Genomic DNA, 19,231 nt, shown 5'->3' with positions numbered 1-19,231 from the left:
GTCTGTGGATGCGCATTATAGGGAGTTTAAAACAGCCTGCAAGCAGTATTTTTGAAATTGCGTTTGTTCGGCTGTTTTTTGCACAAAAGCTTGTTTCTGATCGTTGAACTCAAATCTAGCTGTCAAACTGCTGGCTCAAAACAACCAGCAGCACTGCGACGATTATTATATTCACCGACCATTTGCTGCATAACGGCTTCGTCATAAGGTTGCAGATTACTCAGAATCATTTTCTTTTCACCTTCACCAATCACTGTACCATTTTCTGCCAGAGTGAAGCTAAGCGTAACATTACCGCGTTTACCTTCGACTTCCAGCTTACTGTCAGACAATGACAGCTTAGCTGTCTTAGTGGGTAACTGACTAAAGGACAGCGACATACTTTCGTAAATAACCAATGGTCGCTGCGGATTGATCATCACGCCTTGTTCAGCCATTAAAGGTTGTAAAATATCGGGGAAGTTTTTTCCGGAGAAGCGCACATAATCTTGAAACAAAGGTTCAATCACTGACAAATCATGACTATGTTGGCCGCTAAATTGAATTGTCAGATAAATCCGATCCTGAGCATCACAGACCTGAATTTGGTCTTCGGTCAGTTTACAGTACAGCAGCACATCAGCACTAACCATCCCGGAAAATTGACAGCTCAATTGTTGACTTAAGCCATAGCGGCTAAGTAAATAGCTAAATAACAAATCACCCGGCACACAAAAGCGTTTCGCATCGACATCATGGATCGGGTTAAAGTCACCGGCTACTTGTTTGGCGAATGTACAGGAGTGCTGACGGCTAAAACTGAATGCCTCACCGTGGCGACTTACAAAAGCGTCTAACAACATCTACTTATCTCTGCTACTGCGTAAAGAGCAACATTGTAGCTCAATTCACGCTACAGATGGTCTAGCCAGTGCTTTATTTAGTTGTAACTCCGGACCACGCCGCCGGGAGCAAAAAATCGCATTACCACCAACGCGTTTAGCCTCATATTTAGCAGCGGCGGTCAGTGCCGCAACATCATGATGACTGCGACAAAGTTGCGGATCCGGTATCGCAATTCCGATCGCTAAAGTTAGCAGTGGATAGAAGCAAGGTTCGCCACTGCGACTTAAGGTGGTAATGCCCCCCTGCTGCAGATCTTCCTGGCGATAATAATGCGAGATCTGCGTAGCAAAGCGCTGCAAGATTTGCTGACACAGCGTTTCACATTCGCCGGGCGAACTCACCAGGACAAAATCATCGCCACCTATATGCCCGATAAAATGCTTATTAGCTGCCTGGTGTTGAATAACCTCTGCCAACATCAGTAGAACCATATCGCCTTTACTGTAACCGTAGAAATCGTTGTAGGGTTTAAAATGATTCAGATCGAGATACGCCACGGCAAAATCAGCTTGCTGTTGCAGCAGCATGTCAATTCGTTGGTAAATCGGTACATTACCCGGCAATAAAGTTAATGGATTGGCATAGCGCGCGTGTTGCAGTTTGCGTTCGCTAATTTTTTTTAATAGTTGTCGTACCGAACCAAGCCCGAGGTATTGGCCATTACGACAAATAATGAAGTACCAACTGGCAGCATTATGTTCATCGTCTGCGACAATCTGGCTGACTTCATCCAGTGAACAGTGAACATCGACTATAACTGGCTTGGCGTTCATCACCTTGCCGATCGGTTTTTTTTCATAGAGTGCCCGACCAAATGGCTGGGCAAATAATGCCAGCAAATCGCTACGACAAATCAAACCGACCGCCCGACCTTGCTGTAAAACCGCTAAACTTTGCAACTTAGGTTCTTGCTGAAAGCGCTCCGCGACCTCTGCCGCGGATTGGTTATGAGTAACCGGCATGACATTTATTAACAGCTGTTCGACATTGTCTAACACACCTTCCAGCGGCAACAGATTTGCGAGTAGAGCGGCAGTATTATTTAGCGCAGGTTTTAATGTTACCTGTGGCCGGCCCAGCAAGTAACCTTGCGCCAAATCAGCGCCAAGCTCGCGACACAACCGCAACTCGTCCGCTGTCTCGATACCTTCAGCGACAATAGTGGCGCCGATAGCTTTAGCGAGACTAACAATATTCCGAACAAAGGCGCGTTTGGTAGGATCCTTATCTAGCTCGCTAATAAAATACCGGTCAATTTTGACAATATCAGGCTGCAGTTCAGACCAAAGTTTAAGACCGGAAAAACCACTGCCTAAATCATCTATCGCAATCAGAAAACCTAATTGTCGATAGTGTTGTACCGCTTTTACTAATAGCTCGGCATCCTCTACCTGATACTGTTCTGAAATTTCAATCACAACCCTAGAAGGATCAACTTGCGCCTGTCTTAACATCTGTTTAGTTAGACCACTGGGATGATCTGCAGTCAGTAACAGTAACGGATTCACATTGAGAAAGAGTTTGGTGTCAGTTTGGGCCGCAGCAAAGCTCTCAATACTTAGCTGGCGGCATAGCATTTCCAATTGCTCGAGCCGCTCACAAGCAACTGCTGTTTTAAAAAGCTGCAGCGGCGAATGTAATGGGCTATCTGACGGGCCTCGAATCAGCGCCTCATAACCACTAATACTGCCATCCTGGAGATTGACTATAGGTTGAAAGATTGGCTGTAACGCCCGGGCTTTCAATATTTTTTCTAATTCAGCGCAATAAACTTCAGCAACGGCCATCTTTCAGCTCCGTTAACGACAACTGGCCAATGGTACTGAGTGCAAATGACATTTATATGACTACAAAAAATCTTGCCACCGAAAAAAAATACTTGCGTTTTATTTATACAGCAACTACTGTATATGCATACACTGTACAAATAAACAGATAGAGGTTGCGATGCTTGCCTACAACTTGCCAAATTCAACATCCCTTAGCCCAAAAGACACTATCACCAGCATAAATACGTTAAGCACTCTGCAACGTGACAGCTCGGAGTTAATTTTACTTAAGGTTTTATTACATCATCGCAGTGCCAACGGCTGGATCGTTTTAGTCGCGCCACAGATAAAACCCGTTAAAGCATTTTGGCAGGCCTGTCATTTACCTTTGGAGCGGATCATCTTAGTCCATCCAAAAGATCAAAGCAGCACAAGTAATACTATCCTAGCTGCGCTAAGTAATAAGGATTGCAAGGTGGTTATTAATTGTCAGCCGCTATCGGATGTTGAACTGGCACGCTGTCAACACGCTGCGAAACAATATGGGAAAGTTCTGCACACCCTGGCAGACATACAGCTGCAAACTCACTAACTCGCTTAACACAACCGGGCTGTCAGCGGCTAATAAAAAGGATAAACTGGAAGCTGTAAAGTTGATGTTGATGTTGAGCTAGCGGGATTAACTCAATATCACGTCTTAGGTAGAGTCAAAGCGCTGGGCGAAGGATATCCTTATGCAATGTTATTGTTGTTCTGGTCAGTTATTTGAACACTGTTGTCACCCTTATATCAGTGGCGCTGTGTTGCCGGATAACTGTGAGGCGCTGATGCGTTCCCGCTATAGTGCATATTGCCTTGCTGATAGCGACTATCTGCTAGCGACACTGGCACCAGCACAGCGGCAGCAAGAATCTGCGGCTGAGATTAGTGCATTTGCGCGAGCGGTACATTTTTGTAAATTAGAAATAATCGAGGTAACCAACCGACCGGACGCTGGCCAGGTAAGCTTTATTGCCAGTTTTATCCATGAGCAAAAGCTGGACTTTATTGTCGAAGTGTCTGACTTTGCCTTCGCGGATCGCTGGTATTATGTTAGCGGCAAACTTCGTAGCAAACCCACCGTCAAACTAGGTAGAAATGATCTGTGCCCTTGCGGTAGCATGAAAAAAGTAAAACAATGCCAGCAACATCTGCCTAGCGGACAATGATATATGTCGCCTACCCGTCTGTTATCGCCCGACACCAAATAATAAGGCTCAGGCTGGGGTAAAGAAAGGTTCATCTGCTAACTGTTCTAAGATCTCAAACAATGCGGTTTCATCTGTTGCAGGTCTTTCAATCGGTGCACTATTGAGTCTGCGACGGCAATGGGCGTCAAGATCAGCAATAATCTGCGAATCCAGCTTGCGTGAGTCTTCCTGCAAAACCCAAGGTTCCGGCTGCAAATAACTATGTAGCTTCAGTTGCGCAAGGCTGTGCTGTATGGCAACACTTTGTTGTTGCAACGTCGTGGTATCATGCTGCTGCCAACCAAAACTTCGGGTTTTCACTAAACCTAGTACTTGGTATAGGTCGCTGTTAGCAGGTTTGGCTTCACTGACCGGCGTTTGAAACGCCGCCATTTCTTCAATCGCCGGAGACAACAACGCCAGCCAAAGCGAAAAATCAGCCCGATGCTGCTGTTGCAAGGCTTGATTTAACTTACTACCAAGTTGCCATTCATTAATTAGCGGCTGCATAGTTCTGCGATTTTATCTTAGTTGCTGAGTTAATCGGCAGACAGACAAAAAACTTTAGTAAAGTGCTTTACATCAAAAATCAGTTTGATAAGATGCGCGCACTCGTGGAGGGGTTCCCGAGTGGCCAAAGGGATCAGACTGTAAATCTGCCGGCACTGCCTTCGAAGGTTCTAATCCTTCCCCCTCCACCATTTTCCTTCTTAGCATCAATCTCCTAGGTTAAAACAATTCTTAACAAGTACACGAATCAGGGGAAGGTGAGAACCTTCGTCAGGTTCGACAATGCGCAGCATTGAACAGCGGAACGCAGTGACGCTGGCCTGCAAGGCGAGCACAGCGAGTAATCCTTCCCCCTCCACCATTTTCCTTCTTAGCATCAATCTCCTAGGTTAAAACAATTCTTAACAAGTACACGAATCAGGGGAAGGTGAGAACCTTCGTCAGGTTCGACAATGCGCAGCATTGAACAGCGGAACGCAGTGACGCTGGCCTGCAAGGCGACTTGTTGTGGTGACGTCATTGCAAAGCAATGACGCCAGACAGACTAGCGTGGTAACAAGGCAAGCACATCCGTCAACAAGCTGCTGGCTCCAATACGCATCCCATGTTTTATGGCAGTTTTGCCGTTAATTTCCTCGTACATATTAACTAATTGCAGTGCTTGTTCCACTGATTTCACCCCACCCGAGGCTTTAAAACCCACCGGGCGATTTGCTGCTGCAATACTGGTTAGAATAATCCGCGCCGCTTCCAAGGTGCAGCCAACCGGTACTTTACCGGTTGAGGTTTTCACAAAATCAGCACCACTGACGATCACCAGTTCGCTGGCCTTAGCCACTTGCTGCGCGGTCAACAGCTCGCCCGATTCAATAATAATCTTCAAACAGATATTGGGTGTCGCTTGCCTAACCGCTGCCAGGAACTGTGCCACGCCCTGCTCGTCACCTGCCATGAGCTGCTGATAAGGTAACACGCAATCTATTTCAGTAGCACCGGCGGCAATGGCATGGCTAATGTCATTTAATACTTCAGCTAAAGGCTGAGTGCCGCCTGGAAAGTTGACGACTGTGGCTAAATCCGCGCCCGGGAGATGCTGAGTAATATAAGCCTTGGTCTGAGTTAAAAAAGCCGGATAGACACAAAGCGCTGCAACCGGCGTCGGCAACTGTGGAATCGCGTCCAGCCATTTAGCAACATCTGAACCGGAATCCGTTTCTGTTAAACGGGTTAAATCTAATAATTTTAAAAGCTGTAATAATTTTAATGGGTTAGTCATGGTAAGGCACTCTGTCTGAGCTTATCTTAAATCGCGAACATAACTTCTATTCTGTGTTAACCGGCTGATTAAACCAGAAGTGCCTCCGGAAACCAAAAAAATTTAAAAATATTGCGTTACGTCGGGAATCTTTTTCAAAGTGATTAGTCTGAATAATTGAAGTAAAGCTGGTGAACATCTCTCCTTAGATCGATGTCCTTTAGATGCCGACCCCCAGGGTCGGCTTTTTTTATGCCAATAACTCGTGTTGATGCTTGTTGAGCCAGGCTTTAGCCGCCTGATAATCCGGCTCAAAAGCCTGTACCAGCTGCCAGAAAGCAGCAGAATGGTTCATGTGTCGCAAATGTGCCAGTTCATGTACCACGACATAACGCGCTACCCACAATGGGGCTTGCATCAAGCGGCAGTTAAACCCCAGTTCACCACTTTGCTTACAGTATCCCCAGCGACTGCGCCAATCACCAATAATGATAGCCTTTGGCTGCAACTGCATCTTAGCTGCATAATCTGTAACAAGTTGCCCAAACACCTGCTCAGCCTCAGTCGTCAGATACTCACGCCACAGCTTCTGCAAATAGAACGGATAACGCTTTTCTGAGATCCGCTCTGCCAAATACAGCGTTACAGCCTGCTCTGTTCGTGTTAAACCACTTTTTTTTGCCAGGGACCACTGATACGCCAGGGCTTTACCGCCCAACAGCACTGTTGGGCGCGTCAACCAGCAAATGGGTGCTGCCTCCGGCTGTACCGCTAGCGTTTTGTAAACCCAATCTTGCTTCTGCTGCAACCAGCTCTGTAGCCATTGGCGACAAATTGACTTCGGTGCACGAACAATAACCGCACCATTACGAATCAGCAATTGTACAGTACGGCGCTTATTGCTTAGCTGCAGTTGGTAAGCAAAATCAGGCATGGCCCAATCCAGAAATTATCAGTGTTTTATGGCGGCCGCCAACAATTTCGCTACCGCGCCAGCCCATGTTATCATCTGTTGCAACTCGCAATGCAATCGCTGGAATAAATGGAATCAGAATGAAGATCATCTCTTTTAATATTAATGGGATCCGTGCCCGCCTTCATCAACTTCAGGCATTAATCGATAAGCATCAGCCTGACATTATCGGCTTGCAGGAGATAAAAGTACAGGACAGCGAATTTCCGTTGGCTGAAGTACAAGCAATGGGCTATCACGTCTATCACTTTGGCCAGAAAGGCCACTATGGCGTCGCAATCCTGAGTAAACTACCGGCATTAACCATGCAGTACGGTTTCCCGGGCGATGCAGAAGATGCACAGCGGCGAATGCTGATAGGTCAATTTAGTTTGGCAGACGATAAAACCCTGACCGTACTTAATGGCTATTTTCCACAGGGCGAAAATCGCAATCACGAAATCAAATTTCCGGCAAAAACCCGGTTTTATGCCGACTTGCAGCGCTATCTGGAACAATATCATAACAGCGCTACAGACTATCTGGCGGTGATTGGTGATATCAATATTTCCCCACTTGATCTGGATATTGGTATCGGTGAGGCAAATGCAAAACGCTGGCTGCGTGAGGGAAAAACCTCTTTCCTGCCAGAAGAGCGCGCTTGGCTACAACAGCTAAAGGATTGGGGACTAATCGATACTTTCCGGGCGATACATCCGGAGCAAGGCGCGCAATATAGCTGGTTTGATTACCGCTCAAAAGGCTTTGACGATAACCGCGGTCTGAGAATTGATGTGGTAATGGCTACACCGCCGCTGGCCGCCCTGTGTGTTGAATCAGGAATCGACTACGAGATCCGCGGCCTGGAGCGGCCATCTGATCATGCCCCGGTCTGGTCCGTGTTCAAACCCTAGTCGCTTTGGCGCCGCTTAAAACCAGCGGCGCATGACTGTCTTATCCAACTGTTGATAAGCAAGTTGTAACAAGCGAGCCAAATCAAAGTAGTTTTTAGGGGCGCCGGGTATACCCTGAGATTGACTATGCTGTTGTATTTGCTCACGAATCTCATTGCCCCAATTGATTAAGGCAGGCGGCAACGCACTATTAGCTCGAACACCAAGCCAGTACCAACCTTGCAGTGGCATCGAAACTAAAAGTAGCATCATAGCCAGGATCTGTCCCAAAAAATCGGGTCCCAGCAGTTTAAGTTGGGCCACTGCCGTTAGTACGGCTAATACTGGAAGATAACGAGCCCCCTGCTTGGTCAAGTAAATGACCTTATTCTCCGGGAAAATCGCATTCAGTTCAGTTTTCGTCGGCCATACACGACTGTAATGCCAACCTGTTGTTAAGGTTGAAAATAACGAAAAACGCATAACCAACTCCCCCTAAAACTGTGTGATGACAGCAATTACACCACTCCAACTTTAGCATAAATTCACGCTAAAAGAACGGATTGAACTGCGTTAAACAACCAGCAAAACGCAAAATGTTTACATTTATTAAACATTTAAATGCAAAGCTTTTGTTAGCTCAACACTAATTTTTAAGTACTTTTACAGTTTTATGGCAATCAACCAAACTAACAAAATTCATGCCACCAATAATAATTCAATATAATCAGTCAACTAAAAAGATAGCCCACTGTTACCAACAATGTTATCCACAGATTCTGTGGACAACAAATCCCGCATTAATCCTATAAAAGCCGGTTCGTTACCAAAACTTAGCTATAAAAAATACGGGTTTTAGCTGTCTTTCTCAGTTAACCTGCTATTTAGGTTATTTTCGCTAAGTCGATACCTTGTCAGTTCAAGCGGCAGACCAACAGTGATAACTAAAAATGCTGCAGCTACAAGGTCTTTACGTTATTATCTGGTCAATGGTTTTACGGAGTTGGGCAAGATGCATTCTGTGATAAATTGGCAACAAGACTGGCGCAAAGTAAGCGGAGTGCCGGTAAAGAGCCCAGTTACCGGGCAACTTTTTCCGGTGACACAACATCCGGAGCCCCTCTATCAACAAGATTTACTGCCTGCTGCCGTTTGCGTACGACTTGAACACGGTTTGATCCTGGCCCCTTTTGCCTGCCAGCTGCAGACAACATTAGCGGCTGATCGCCGCTTGCACTTTCTACACCAATCTGGCACCAAACTATGTCTGGAACTTTCACCCAAACTAGCAAAGCTAAATGGTCGAGGCTTACATTGGCTGGCAGCAAAAGAACAAATGCTTGCAACGGGCACACCGGTATTACAATTGGATCTGGCTTTCCTGCAGCTGGAACTGGATCTCGAGGAACTATACTGCCTGCTCTACCTTGACAGCCCGGTGCGAATTGATGCGCTATACTGCCGGCAATCACGACTAGCCGCCGGGCAAGACCCACTTTTTATAATGCAACTGAAGAAACCACTATCATGATGCTATATGGTATTAAGAACTGTGACACCATCAAAAAAGCCCGTCGTTTTCTGGAGCATGCCGGAGTTGACTATCAATTTCACGATTACCGCCAAGATGGCTTGGACCCAACACTACTTGCCGAATTTGCAGCAAAGTTGGGCTGGCAACAACTATTAAATACCCGCGGTACCACCTGGCGCGCGCTAAGTAAAGCGGATAAGACTGACCTGAACGAGCAAAAAGCATTAAGTCTGATGTTGGCTCAACCGGCACTGATCAAAAGACCGGTATTAGTTAACGCTGAGCACTACTTACTCGGGTTTACCGAGCAAAGTTATCAAACCTTTATTAAGCAATCTTAGGGTAGTCGTATGAGTACAGTATTAGACCCCGCCGCAAACCCAACGCTGGCATTGGCAATAGACCTGATGGCCAGACCCTCAGTTACCCCGGAAGATGCCGGCTGTCAAAAGGCCATGGCAGAGCGTTTGCAACAAGTTGGCTTTAAGATCGAGATGTTACCTTTCCACGACACCTTAAATATGTGGGCGCGTCGGGGTCAAGGCAAACCACTATTCTGCTTTGCCGGACATACCGATGTAGTTCCTGCTGGCCCGATAGAGCAATGGCATACCCCACCTTTTACCCCAACCATTATCGGCGATACGTTGTTTGGCCGAGGTGCGGCCGATATGAAAGGTAGCTTAGCGGCGATGGTTGTCGCAACAGAGCGTTTTATCGCTGAATATCCGGAGCCGGCCTTTGATCTGGCGTATCTGATTACCAGTGACGAAGAAGGGCCCTTTATTAATGGCACCGTTAAGGTGATCGAAACGCTGGAGGCTCGCCAGGAAAAGATCCGCTGGTGTCTGGTTGGCGAGCCCTCAAGTGGGAAACAGTTGGGAGATGTTATTAAAAATGGCCGCCGAGGCTCACTAACTGGTCATTTAGTGGTGAAAGGCATTCAGGGGCATGTTGCCTATCCACAATTAGCGGATAATCCGGTGCATAAAGCTGCTCCTGCGATGGCGGCATTAGCCGCTGAGGTTTGGGACCACGGTAATCAATTCTTCCCGGCAACCAGCTTTCAAATTGCCAACATCCATGCCGGCACCGGGGCATCGAATGTGATCCCGGGCGAATTAAAGGTGATGTTTAACTTCCGCTATAGTACCGAAGTGAGCGCTGAAATTTTACAGCAACGGGTCTACGCCATTTTGGATCGCTTTGGTTTGAATTATCAGCTGGACTGGACTTTAAATGGCTTGCCGTTTTTGACCGCCAGCGGTGATTTGGTCGCTGCGACCGTATCTGCAGTTGAGCAGGTGCGCGGCATCACGCCACGCCTGGAAACAACAGGCGGTACCTCAGATGGTCGCTTTATCGCGCCTACCGGTGCTCAGGTGATAGAGCTGGGTCCAATTAACGCGACGATTCACAAAATTAACGAATGTGTGGCGATCGCCGATCTGACCCAACTGACCGAAATCTACCACGCTCTGCTGGTTAACCTGCAACAGCGGCTTGCACATGCTAAGCGTTAAACCCGATGCCAGCTTATTGACTGGTCTGAATCAAAGCCCGATGCAGCAGGTAGAGAATAACCAATGGCTACATCAAGAGGTGATCCCCGCCTATCGCGAGCTGCAGCATGCTGCAGCCAGCGAGGGCATTCAGATCCGCCTGGTTTCAGGCTGGCGCAGTTTTCAGCGCCAAGCCACAATCTGGCAAGCGAAATGCAACGGTCTGCGTCCGGTCTATGATCTAACCCAACAACCTGTTGCGATCACTGAACTTAGCGGATTGGCGAAATTGGAAGCGATCTTACTGTATTCGGCACTCCCCGGTGCCAGCCGCCATCATTGGGGAACAGACTGTGATATTTTTGACGCCGCTGCAGTGCCTGCTGACTATCAGGTGCAACTTACCGCGGCCGAATATGCTACTAACGGCCCGTTTTATCGGCTAAACAACTGGCTGCAACAGCATATGACAAGTTTTGGTTTTTTCCGGCCTTACGCACGTTATCAAGGTGGTATTGCCGCTGAGCCCTGGCATCTGAGTTACCGGCCATTAGCAGAGCCTTGTTTGCAAGCCTTCAGTCCAGAGCTGCTACAACACGTTTTGCTTACACATCCTATTGCCGAGCAACAGCAAGTGCTGGCAGCATTGCCGACGCTATTTTCGAAATTTGTGACAAATATTTGTAAGGAGCAGTGATGAACTGGCCACTTTTCTGGGCATTGGCACTGGCGTTTGGCGTGATCGTTGGCAATATCATACTAATCAAACACTCGGCGAAAATCAAAATGCCCAGCCTGAAAGACTTATCTGAGCCGTTCCCAAAACAGCCGGGAGACGGCAAAGACAATAAGTCTGGCGCGCAGGCTGAAACAGAGGTTAATCCCCCTGCTGCTCAAAAGCCGAATAGCCCTGAAGAAAACGCTGCAGCTGATCGCGCAGATTAGGCGGGGTGCCCTTGATCACCAGGGTATCGGTTTTCAGATCATAACTCACCCGCTCGCCGAGCAGCTTTTCATCAAAGCTGAGCGATAAGCCACCGCCGGTACCGTTAAATTTTACCAGCTTTTTCAGCTCCTTAACTTCTACCGGGAACTGCTCCGCTACTGCCAGCTGTTGCTCGGCACAATAGTGCAGGAAGCCGTTTTCCTGCTCCGGATCGACCACGGCAGACAGCTCAGCTAACACTACTTCTTGTCCAGCTTTCGCGCGCTCTTCACAATAATCAAATACCTGGCGCCTTGTTGCGGTTTTTTCTTCCGGCGCAAATTCGGCCGCCCCCAGATATTCCTCCACCGAAGCTAACACCAGCTGACTGTTTGCTTTGGCATCAGTGCCTTCGGCACAACCCAGAAAGTCCAGAAAGAAATCCGCAACCTTACGCCCGGCGCGACCACGGATAAAGCTGATGTAATGCCCCTGCTCACGATTTACCGCATATTCGGTCAGATCCAGCCGCGCCGCCAGTTGCATCCGGCTGATATCCAGATGGCGGGAGGTTGCCAGCTCCAGCTGCTCAGTTAATTCAAAATGATCTTTACTGCCCAGCAGGCAGATCAATAAGAATTCGCTGGCCAGATAACGATAATGTGCCAGCAGTAAATAACCGGTCTCCGGCAGTTGATGCTGGGATAACTCCTGCACCAGCGCGTCGGTGGTAGCACGGCTAAACCCCAGATAATCACTGTTGCAGCTCTGCCAGTCAGCCAGCGCCAAAGCCACCTTGGGTGACTTTTCAGTTTCAAAGGCAGCATAGCCTTTGGCCGGTTTGCCGTTATAAGCCAGGTGAAGCTGCTCGACCAAATTCGCTACGGCGCCGCTACGTCCAATCAGTGCCTCCCGATAGTGGGCCTGGTGCTCACCACTGTCTGTTAGCGCAATATAATTAATGGCCAGATGCTGCATCTCTACCGACATAAATTTTCCTGTTTATTCTGAATTCTGTTACTATTCTATCTGTTTATGCGTCTTTAATCTGAGTAATCCATGCCGATTGTATCAAAATATTCCAGTAGCCAGATTGAAAAGCTGGTCAATCAACTGCTCGACACCCTGCACCAGCAACACGCCACCACTGAGCTAAGTCTGATGTGTTTGGGTAATGCGGTTAGCCATATTATCAATACCTCTGTGCCGGCAGCGCAACGTACCGCCGTCGCCAGCAGCTTTAGTCAGGCTCTGGCTGACGCCATTCAAAGCGATAAACATTAAGCCTTATGGTGCTGGAACAAAACCTGTCCTTAGTTAAGAAAGTTAACCGGTTACTAAACTGGGGACACTGGTTTACCTTTTTTAATATTCTGCTGGCGCTGCTGGTAACCAGCAGTTTCTGGTGGTCAGAGCCCCTGCCACAAACGGTGTTGGGCAGTGTGTATCTGCTGGTTAACTGGTTAGGACATACCGCATTTCTGTGCTTTATGTTCTTTATTCTGACCATTTTCCCACTGTCGCTGATCTTTCCTTATCAAAAACATGTCCGCGGCCTGGGCGCAACCCTGGCCACCATTGGCATGGTATTGCTGATTTTTGATGCCTATGTCTATAACCAGCTTGGTTATCATCTTGGTAGTGCATCCTTCGACCAAACCCTGGCCTTACTCAGGGCGCAGGTGGTCACCAATTTGCGCAATTTTGTATTGATTGTCACGCTGGTCGGCGCCCTGTTGCTAACGCTGCAGATCTGGTTAAGTAACTTTTGCTGGAAAAAAATCAGCCGCCTCTCCGCCTCCGGTGTCGGTCAACCGGCTTTGGCCATATTCTTTGGTAGCTTTATGCTCAGCCATCTGCTGCACATCTACGCCGATGCCCGCTTGAATTTTGATATTACCCGCCAGGATAATGTGCTGCCGTTTTCCTACCCGGCCACGGCGAAAAGCTTACTAGCCCGCTATCAGTTGGTAGATTTAACCGAACGCGCCAAACGCCAGGCCGATAAGCTCAGTCTGGAACACGCTAATCGCAGCAGTCAGCTGTTAAGCTGCCAGGCCGGCGCTACCGAGCCGACCTTATTATTGGTTACAGCCAGCATCACCACGGAACACTTGACCTTATTACAGCAACAAGGCCTGCGCAGCCATGATCAGCATTTCGTCCCGAACAATGCTGCTGAAGCCCTGTTAAACCTGCTGTACGGTCAGTTTAAAGCGACAGCGGATGCCGCCGGCGCACTGCAGACGATGCCAGCCTGGCTCAACAGCGTTAATACCTCTGATGTGCAAGTGGTTAACCGCACGCCAGAGCTGAATTCGTTACTACCCTGGGCCAACACAGCGCTTACACCTGCCAGGCTAAATATCGTATTTGATGCGGACTTTTCCCGGCATTGGTCAGAATACCAGCAATTTAGCCGGCTAATCGTCGTGCCGCTACATAGCGAAAATGCTAAATTTCAGCTGGCGCCGGTTACAGCCTATCTGCGCTGGCCGGCGCTGTTAAGTCAGGCCCGGCAACATGGTAGTCAGCAACTGGACTGGTTACCGACCTTATTGGGCAGTATTGGCTGTGAAACCGAAAACAGCTGGCTGGGCGATAATTTATTTCAGCCGGAAACCCTGCCCAAACTGAATATCAGTCAGCAGGATATTATCAGTATCCGCAAAGATAAGATGATGATCTTGCGCCAGGACGGCAGCTACGGCGTCTGGTCGGCGGGTACCCTGGTGCCGCTTAACGATCCGTTAAATGTGCCTATGCTGGTGGATGCGCTAAAACGCCTGGAAGACTAAGGCTTGTTACTTTAGCTCAGCTATTACTGCAGCGTACCCGGCGCTTTGATTCTCGGCCGGCGCCCTGCCAATTCTAACTCCGCCAGATGATACAGGTTGGTTAAAGCAATTGGCGGTGGTGGCTCGGCAAAACATTCGATATAAGCCACTTCCGCTTCCTTGGTCAGTTGCTGAAAAATTTGATCATACAGGCTAAAACCGTCGTAGCTAAAAGGCTCATTCAGCTCCGCTACGTTCAGCTCCTGCTGGCGGCGCATAAAATAGTTCATCAAAAACTCGTACTGCTTAATATCTAGCAATTGCCGACAATCCACCTTGCCACCTTTTACTCTATTGCGCGAACCTTACCATTTTACGCTGCCATAGCACGAAAGATTCATCACATTTTATGATTAACACAATTTTATTTATTCACTTTAATTAATAATGAGAACCGCTATCATTTACTTAAGCAGATGATTCGGGAGACCCGTTATGATTAAAACCATTACCTTTGCCATTATGCATTTTAGTATTGCCTTTGGTGTAACTTACCTGATCACCGGTGATTTGGTGTTAGGCGGTCTGGTGGCCATTATCGAGCCGGCCGTTAATACCGTGGGCTACTTCTTTCATGAGAAAATCTGGCAGAAGTTTGATCGGAAAAAAGCACCCGCAACGCCGTTATTGACTAAAGGTTTTATCAAGTTATAGCCCTGCTGCTGCGATTATGCAGCAGCAAAGCGTTAAAACCGCTATACTCGCCGCTATTTGATTGTAATAAGGCAAAAATAGCGATGATGTCACTGGGTACCCTTAATACCCTAACCGTAAAGAAACAGGTTAAGTTCGGTTTTTATTTGGATGGCGAAAGCTGGGGCGAAATTTTACTGCCCAACAATGTCGCACCGGCGGATTTACAGCCTGGTCAACAACTGAATGTGTTTCTGTATCTCGACTCCGAAGATCAATTAATCGCCACTACCGAGCGTCCGAAAGTGATGGTGGGCCAGGTTGCCTATTTACCGGTCGTCGCCAGCACTAAAGTCGGTGCTTTTTTAGATTGGGGCCTGAAAAAAGATTTGTTGGTGCCCTTTAGTGAACAACAAATTCCACTAAAAGTCGGCCAGCACTATCTGGTGTATTGCTATGTTGATGTCAGTAACCGCATTGTCGCCTCAACCAAGCTGGATCGCCATCTGCATAAAACCGCTGCCCCCTATAAAGAGGGTGACAAGGTGGAAGTGATTATCAGTGAGCAGACCGATCTCGGTTACAAAGCCGTCGTTAATCATCAACACTTTGGCGTGTTATATAAAAATGAAGTATTTAAGCCGCTGCGCCGCGGTGACAAGCTGACCGCTTATGTGGTGAAAGTCCGTGATGATGGTAAGCTCGATTTACGACTGAACAAAGCGACCTTTGAGCAAGCTAACGTGCTGGGTAACCAGATCTTAAAGCAGTTAAAAGCGAACGGCGGTAAACTGGCGTTAACCGATAAGAGCGCGCCGGAGCTGATTTATCAGCAGTTTGGTGCCAGCAAGAAAGCCTTCAAACAGGCCATCGGCACCCTGTATAAAGAGCGCAAAATTGTGATCACTGAACAAGGTTTGCTATTAGTGCCGGAACAACCGGCTGCTGATACCTGACAGGGTTAGTTTTAAACAACAACGCCGGCAATAATGCCGGCGTTGTTGTTTTGTTGCTTCTTTACGCTGGGTTAAAACACACTGCGGTTCTGCGGTTTACTGAGCACCAAATGCACCGCACTGGTGGCACGCTCACGAAAGCCGCCTTCACAGTAACACAGATAAAAGTGCCACAACCGGATAAAATTATCGTCATAACCCAGCTGATGCACAGCATCACGCTGTGCCATAAAATTATCACACCAGTCTTTTAAGGTTCTGGCGTAATCAAAACCAATATCCTGTACCTGACGGATCACCAGATCGGTTTTATTGGCTACAGCACTGGCCATCCGGCTAATTGAGGGTAAACAACCGCCCGGAAAAATATAGCGTTTAATAAAGTCGACCTCACGCACATACTGTTGATAACGGTGATCGACCATCGTAATCGCTTGCAGCACCATAATGCCGTCTGGCTTTAACAGGCTGCTACACTTTTCAAAGTAGTTATCCAGGAAATCATCGCCGACGGCTTCGATCATTTCAATGGAGACTAACTTATCGTATGTACCGGTTAGTAAGCGATAATCTTCAAATAGTAAGGTGATTTTATCCTGCAGGCCAAGCTCAGCTATCCGCGCCTTAGTATAATCGTATTGTTGCTGTGAAATCGTGGTGGTGGTGACTTTACAACCATAGTGCTGGGCGGCATAGATCGCCATACTGCCCCAACCGGTACCAATTTCAAGCAGGTGATCAGAGGCTTTTAACTGCAAACGTTCACAGATCTGCTGTAACTTATGCTGTTGTGCCTGCTCTAGTGTACTGTCTGCCGTTGGATAGACCGCGCTGGAATACATCATGCTCGGATCCAGAAACAGCTGATACATGGCATTACCCAGATCATAATGGGCAGCAATATTGCGTCTGGACTGTGAAATCGTGTTGCGGTTACGGAAATTCAGCAGCTTAAGCATTGGCCGGCTCAAGCGCGCCCAGGTGGAATCCATCTTATCCAGAACATCAAGGTTACGAGCAAAGATTTGCACCAGCGCAGTTAGGTTATCGCAGCGCCAAAAACCGTGAATATAGGCCTCGCCCCCGCCCACTGAACCGGCCAGCACCAGTTTTTGATAAAAGGCTGGATCGGTCACTGTAATAGTGGTTTTTAGTTCGGCATCAGCATCACCAAACTGCTGCGCTTCACCGGCTTCTATTACGGTAATACTGCCATGGCGTAACTGACTTAAAAAATTCAGGGTAAACTTGCGACACAGCCGGTCAAACCAGCCTAAATTATCAAACACCGCTTTTTCGCTTAGCGATAAACTCATGACTCAGAACCTCGGGATTTAGGGTGGGCATACACCGGAACGCGTTTTATCAAAAGCTTCAATGCCTGCCAGTAGATACGACTCATAATCTGTACGCTTTGCCACGGCTGCCGGATCAGGATCCGCCGGCGTACCGTCTGGGTCAGCGCAAAGCGTTGTAATTTAAACCAGGCGCTAAATACCGCCTGCTGCTGCTTTAAATTGGTAATACTGCAAAACAGCTGCTCAGTGGGCGCATCAATTTGCCAGCGATATTCCATATCCAGCGGATTAAACGGCGAGACATGAAAGGCTTTTTGATGCTTATACTGCTGCTGTTCGCTACTTAGCGTTTGCAAATAATAGTGCCGCTCATTCCACGGCGTATTGGTAACTTCACAGAGCAAATAACGCAATTCACCACTGTCGTTATAGCAGTAGTACAGCGTCAGCGGACTAAAATAAAGCCCCCAACTGGCCAATGGTGACAGTAAAAACACCTTGGCGATTGGCTCTGTACCACCCAGCAGTTGTACCTTATCGCGTACCGCCTGCGCTAAATCAGCATCACCCGCCAGATAATCGGCACGGCGAAAACTAATAGCGCCGAAACGTTCAGCCTGAATACCCACCGCGGTTAAGCTGGCAGGGGTCAGTTGGCTGCAGTCCAGCCAGTAGGCAGCATAGGGATAATCAAAACCATGCTGCTTTGGCAAAAAGCGTTTATGACCGACCCGGCCACAATAGACAGCGTGACCGGGCTGCATCAATAGTCCACTCCCAACAGGGCGGCAACGTCAACTGCGCTACGGGCGCCATCTTCATGAAAGCCGTTATACCAGTAGGCACCGCAGAAATAGCTATGCCGCTGACCGTTAATTTGGCTGCGTTGCTGCTGACAAGCCAGGGTCATATGGTTATACACCGGATGGGCATAGTGATAGATCCCCAAAATCTTATCCTTAGCAATACGTTGGGTATTATTCAGCGTAACACAAAAGGTGACAGGTGCCTGCAAACGCTGCAGAATATTCATATTGTAAGTCAGGGTGGCGCGATCGCTATGCTGGCTGTCCAGATTATAGTTCCATGAGGCCCAGGCGGCTTTACGCACCGGCAACAAAGAGGTGTCGGTATGCAACACCACCTCATTTTCCTGATAGGCAATACCGCCGAGAATTTGCTGCTCCTCGTTACTTGGATCCTGCAACAGCTTTAATGCCTGATCGCTATGGCAAGCAAACACGACTTTGTCATACTGCTCGGTATGACCGTCCGCAAATTGAATGGTCACACCCGTCTCGTCACGGCGCACTCCGCTGATCTGCTGATTTAAGCGAATGCTATCAGTGCCCGCCTTTGCCAGCAGTGCGTCAACATAGCTTTTGGAGCCACCTTTGATCACCGCCCACTGTGGCCGCTCATTGACATTAAGCAGACCATGATTGTTAAAGAAGCGCAGGAAAAAACGCACCGGAAATTTTGGCATTTCGGTCAAACCGGCTGACCAAATCGCCGCGCCCATCGGCATTAAATAGTTATCTCGAATACCTTTACCAAAGCTATGTTTATCCAGAAAGGTACCGAGATCCAAATCCAGATCCGCATGATCTTCAGCAACCAACTGCTTACCAAGCTTATTAAAGCGCACAATCTCCAGCAGCATTTTCCAGAACGAAGGACGCAGGATATTTCGCTTCTGCGCAAACAACGAGGCGAAGTTATTGCCGTTATATTCCAGATTATGTTGGGTATTTTTAACGGAAAAGCTCATCTCAGTAGGCAGCGATGCCACACCCAATTCGGCAATAAACTTATTAAACACCGGATAAGTCCAGTTATTAAACACAATAAAACCGGTATCGATAGGATAGGTTTTACCCTGGTATTCCACCAGCTTGGTCGCGGTATGGCCACCCAGATAATCATTGGCTTCCAGCAAGGTCACCTGGTATTTTTGCTTCAGTAAATACCAGCTGAGCATACCGGCGATACCGCCACCTATTACTGCTATACGCATAAGATCCCTTATGAAATACTTATCATCAATTTAAGT

At 47.8% G+C, this 19,231-nt stretch carries 23 protein-coding genes, 1 tRNA gene and 1 other RNA gene; 14 read left to right on the top strand and 11 right to left on the bottom strand.

Annotated elements, in window-relative coordinates; genetic code table 11:
- Positions 1-122: 122 nt before the first annotated feature.
- Together AAY72_RS05825 and AAY72_RS05820 are read right to left on the bottom strand one after the other, a co-directional pair.
- Entirely contained in the window at positions 123-842 is a 720-nt protein-coding gene (locus AAY72_RS05825; RefSeq protein ID WP_008983463.1) for a DUF3581 family protein, read from the bottom strand.
- A 45-nt stretch (positions 843-887) separates the two neighbouring features.
- Positions 888-2,672, bottom strand: a complete 1,785-nt coding sequence (locus AAY72_RS05820) for a GGDEF domain-containing protein (RefSeq protein ID WP_008983462.1) — start codon at positions 2,670-2,672, stop codon at positions 888-890.
- Positions 2,673-2,832: 160 nt separating this feature from the next.
- On the opposite strand from AAY72_RS05820, the gene AAY72_RS05815 reads away from it, so the two are divergent.
- Positions 2,833-3,246, top strand: a complete 414-nt coding sequence (locus AAY72_RS05815; RefSeq protein ID WP_057785985.1) for a hypothetical protein — start codon at positions 2,833-2,835, stop codon at positions 3,244-3,246.
- 142 nt (positions 3,247-3,388) lie between these two features.
- The gene (locus tag AAY72_RS05810; protein WP_008983460.1) at positions 3,389-3,862 is read left to right on the top strand and encodes a YchJ family protein; all 474 of its coding nucleotides are present in this window, start codon (positions 3,389-3,391) and stop codon (positions 3,860-3,862) included.
- Between the two features lie 48 nt (positions 3,863-3,910).
- Here the strand turns inward: AAY72_RS05810 and AAY72_RS05805 are convergent, their stop codons facing one another.
- Positions 3,911-4,393 carry a VC2046/SO_2500 family protein gene (locus AAY72_RS05805; protein WP_008983459.1) on the bottom strand — a complete coding sequence of 161 codons (483 nt, stop codon included), beginning with the start codon at positions 4,391-4,393 and terminating at the stop codon, positions 3,911-3,913.
- A 106-nt stretch (positions 4,394-4,499) separates the two neighbouring features.
- Here AAY72_RS05805 and AAY72_RS05800 point away from each other — a divergent pair.
- Both AAY72_RS05800 and AAY72_RS16475 read left to right on the top strand, forming a co-directional pair.
- Positions 4,500-4,584: transfer RNA gene (locus tag AAY72_RS05800), tRNA-Tyr, on the top strand.
- A gap of 46 nt (positions 4,585-4,630) precedes the next feature.
- A non-coding RNA gene (locus tag AAY72_RS16475) (RtT sRNA) lies at positions 4,631-4,754 on the top strand.
- Positions 4,755-4,937: 183 nt separating this feature from the next.
- Here AAY72_RS16475 and deoC read toward each other — a convergent pair.
- Positions 4,938-5,669 carry a deoxyribose-phosphate aldolase gene (gene deoC, locus AAY72_RS05795; RefSeq protein WP_057785983.1) on the bottom strand — a complete coding sequence of 244 codons (732 nt, stop codon included), beginning with the start codon at positions 5,667-5,669 and terminating at the stop codon, positions 4,938-4,940.
- Positions 5,670-5,898: 229 nt separating this feature from the next.
- Positions 5,899-6,582 carry a M48 family metallopeptidase gene (locus tag AAY72_RS05790; RefSeq protein ID WP_057785981.1) on the bottom strand — a complete coding sequence of 228 codons (684 nt, stop codon included), beginning with the start codon at positions 6,580-6,582 and terminating at the stop codon, positions 5,899-5,901.
- 119 nt (positions 6,583-6,701) lie between these two features.
- Between AAY72_RS05790 and xthA the strand changes: the two genes are divergently transcribed.
- Positions 6,702-7,514 (top strand): exodeoxyribonuclease III, encoded by an 813-nt coding sequence (xthA, locus tag AAY72_RS05785; RefSeq protein ID WP_057785979.1) that lies wholly within the window; start codon positions 6,702-6,704, stop codon positions 7,512-7,514.
- 15 nt (positions 7,515-7,529) lie between these two features.
- Here the strand turns inward: xthA and yfbV are convergent, their stop codons facing one another.
- Positions 7,530-7,976 carry a terminus macrodomain insulation protein YfbV gene (yfbV, locus tag AAY72_RS05780; protein ID WP_057785977.1) on the bottom strand — a complete coding sequence of 149 codons (447 nt, stop codon included), beginning with the start codon at positions 7,974-7,976 and terminating at the stop codon, positions 7,530-7,532.
- A gap of 529 nt (positions 7,977-8,505) precedes the next feature.
- On the opposite strand from yfbV, the gene AAY72_RS05775 reads away from it, so the two are divergent.
- Genes AAY72_RS05775 through AAY72_RS17035 form a run of 5 tightly spaced genes read left to right on the top strand, consistent with a single transcriptional unit; the run spans position 8,506 to position 11,474 of the window.
- On the top strand, positions 8,506-9,024 hold the full coding sequence (locus AAY72_RS05775) for a PTS glucose transporter subunit IIA (RefSeq protein WP_082628949.1): 519 nt from the start codon (positions 8,506-8,508) through the stop codon (positions 9,022-9,024).
- Positions 9,018-9,368 (top strand): ArsC family reductase, encoded by a 351-nt coding sequence (locus tag AAY72_RS05770; protein ID WP_057785975.1) that lies wholly within the window; start codon positions 9,018-9,020, stop codon positions 9,366-9,368. The genes AAY72_RS05775 and AAY72_RS05770 overlap by 7 nt, the downstream gene beginning before the upstream one ends.
- A 9-nt stretch (positions 9,369-9,377) precedes the next feature.
- A complete protein-coding gene (gene dapE / locus AAY72_RS05765; protein WP_057785973.1) occupies positions 9,378-10,550 on the top strand; it encodes a succinyl-diaminopimelate desuccinylase in 1,173 nt (390 codons plus the stop codon).
- Positions 10,537-11,226, top strand: a complete 690-nt coding sequence (locus tag AAY72_RS05760; protein ID WP_057785971.1) for a M15 family metallopeptidase — start codon at positions 10,537-10,539, stop codon at positions 11,224-11,226. Before dapE ends, AAY72_RS05760 begins: the two co-directional genes overlap by 14 nt.
- Positions 11,226-11,474 (top strand): DUF2897 family protein, encoded by a 249-nt coding sequence (locus tag AAY72_RS17035; protein ID WP_082628948.1) that lies wholly within the window; start codon positions 11,226-11,228, stop codon positions 11,472-11,474. The genes AAY72_RS05760 and AAY72_RS17035 overlap by 1 nt, the downstream gene beginning before the upstream one ends.
- Here AAY72_RS17035 and yejK read toward each other — a convergent pair.
- Positions 11,407-12,444, bottom strand: coding sequence for a nucleoid-associated protein YejK (gene yejK / locus AAY72_RS05755; RefSeq protein ID WP_057785969.1), 1,038 nt, complete (start codon positions 12,442-12,444; stop codon positions 11,407-11,409). The genes AAY72_RS17035 and yejK overlap by 68 nt on opposite strands.
- A gap of 69 nt (positions 12,445-12,513) precedes the next feature.
- Between yejK and AAY72_RS05750 the strand changes: the two genes are divergently transcribed.
- Positions 12,514-12,738, top strand: a complete 225-nt coding sequence (locus tag AAY72_RS05750; protein WP_008952008.1) for a DUF1414 domain-containing protein — start codon at positions 12,514-12,516, stop codon at positions 12,736-12,738.
- 5 nt (positions 12,739-12,743) lie between these two features.
- Positions 12,744-14,252, top strand: coding sequence for a DUF3413 domain-containing protein (locus tag AAY72_RS05745; RefSeq protein ID WP_057785967.1), 1,509 nt, complete (start codon positions 12,744-12,746; stop codon positions 14,250-14,252).
- Positions 14,253-14,275: 23 nt separating this feature from the next.
- On the opposite strand, the gene AAY72_RS05740 is transcribed toward AAY72_RS05745, so the two are convergent.
- Complete coding sequence (locus AAY72_RS05740) at positions 14,276-14,521, bottom strand: hypothetical protein (protein WP_231728906.1); 246 nt, start codon at positions 14,519-14,521, stop codon at positions 14,276-14,278.
- 205 nt (positions 14,522-14,726) lie between these two features.
- Here AAY72_RS05740 and AAY72_RS05735 point away from each other — a divergent pair, with 205 nt between their 5' ends.
- Positions 14,727-14,945 carry a DUF2061 domain-containing protein gene (locus tag AAY72_RS05735; RefSeq protein WP_008610476.1) on the top strand — a complete coding sequence of 73 codons (219 nt, stop codon included), beginning with the start codon at positions 14,727-14,729 and terminating at the stop codon, positions 14,943-14,945.
- 83 nt (positions 14,946-15,028) lie between these two features.
- Positions 15,029-15,880, top strand: a complete 852-nt coding sequence (locus AAY72_RS05730; RefSeq protein WP_057785963.1) for a S1 RNA-binding domain-containing protein — start codon at positions 15,029-15,031, stop codon at positions 15,878-15,880.
- A 71-nt stretch (positions 15,881-15,951) separates the two neighbouring features.
- On the opposite strand, the gene AAY72_RS05725 is transcribed toward AAY72_RS05730, so the two are convergent.
- From AAY72_RS05725 to AAY72_RS05715, 3 genes are read right to left on the bottom strand one after another with little or no spacing between them, the layout of a single operon-like run.
- A complete protein-coding gene (locus AAY72_RS05725) occupies positions 15,952-17,196 on the bottom strand; it encodes a cyclopropane-fatty-acyl-phospholipid synthase family protein (RefSeq protein WP_057785961.1) in 1,245 nt (414 codons plus the stop codon).
- Entirely contained in the window at positions 17,193-17,942 is a 750-nt protein-coding gene (locus AAY72_RS05720) for a DUF1365 domain-containing protein (RefSeq protein ID WP_057785959.1), read from the bottom strand. The genes AAY72_RS05725 and AAY72_RS05720 overlap by 4 nt, the downstream gene beginning before the upstream one ends.
- Positions 17,942-19,195 carry an NAD(P)/FAD-dependent oxidoreductase gene (locus AAY72_RS05715; protein ID WP_057785957.1) on the bottom strand — a complete coding sequence of 418 codons (1,254 nt, stop codon included), beginning with the start codon at positions 19,193-19,195 and terminating at the stop codon, positions 17,942-17,944. Before AAY72_RS05715 ends, AAY72_RS05720 begins: the two co-directional genes overlap by 1 nt.
- Between the last annotated feature and the right edge of the window lie 36 nt (positions 19,196-19,231).

Source organism: Alishewanella sp. WH16-1, from assembly GCF_001441695.1.
GTDB classification, from domain to species: Bacteria; Pseudomonadota; Gammaproteobacteria; order Enterobacterales; family Alteromonadaceae; genus Alishewanella; species Alishewanella agri.
The sequence above is the reverse complement of the archived record's forward strand: the minus strand, read 5'-3'. Positions and strand labels throughout refer to the sequence as shown.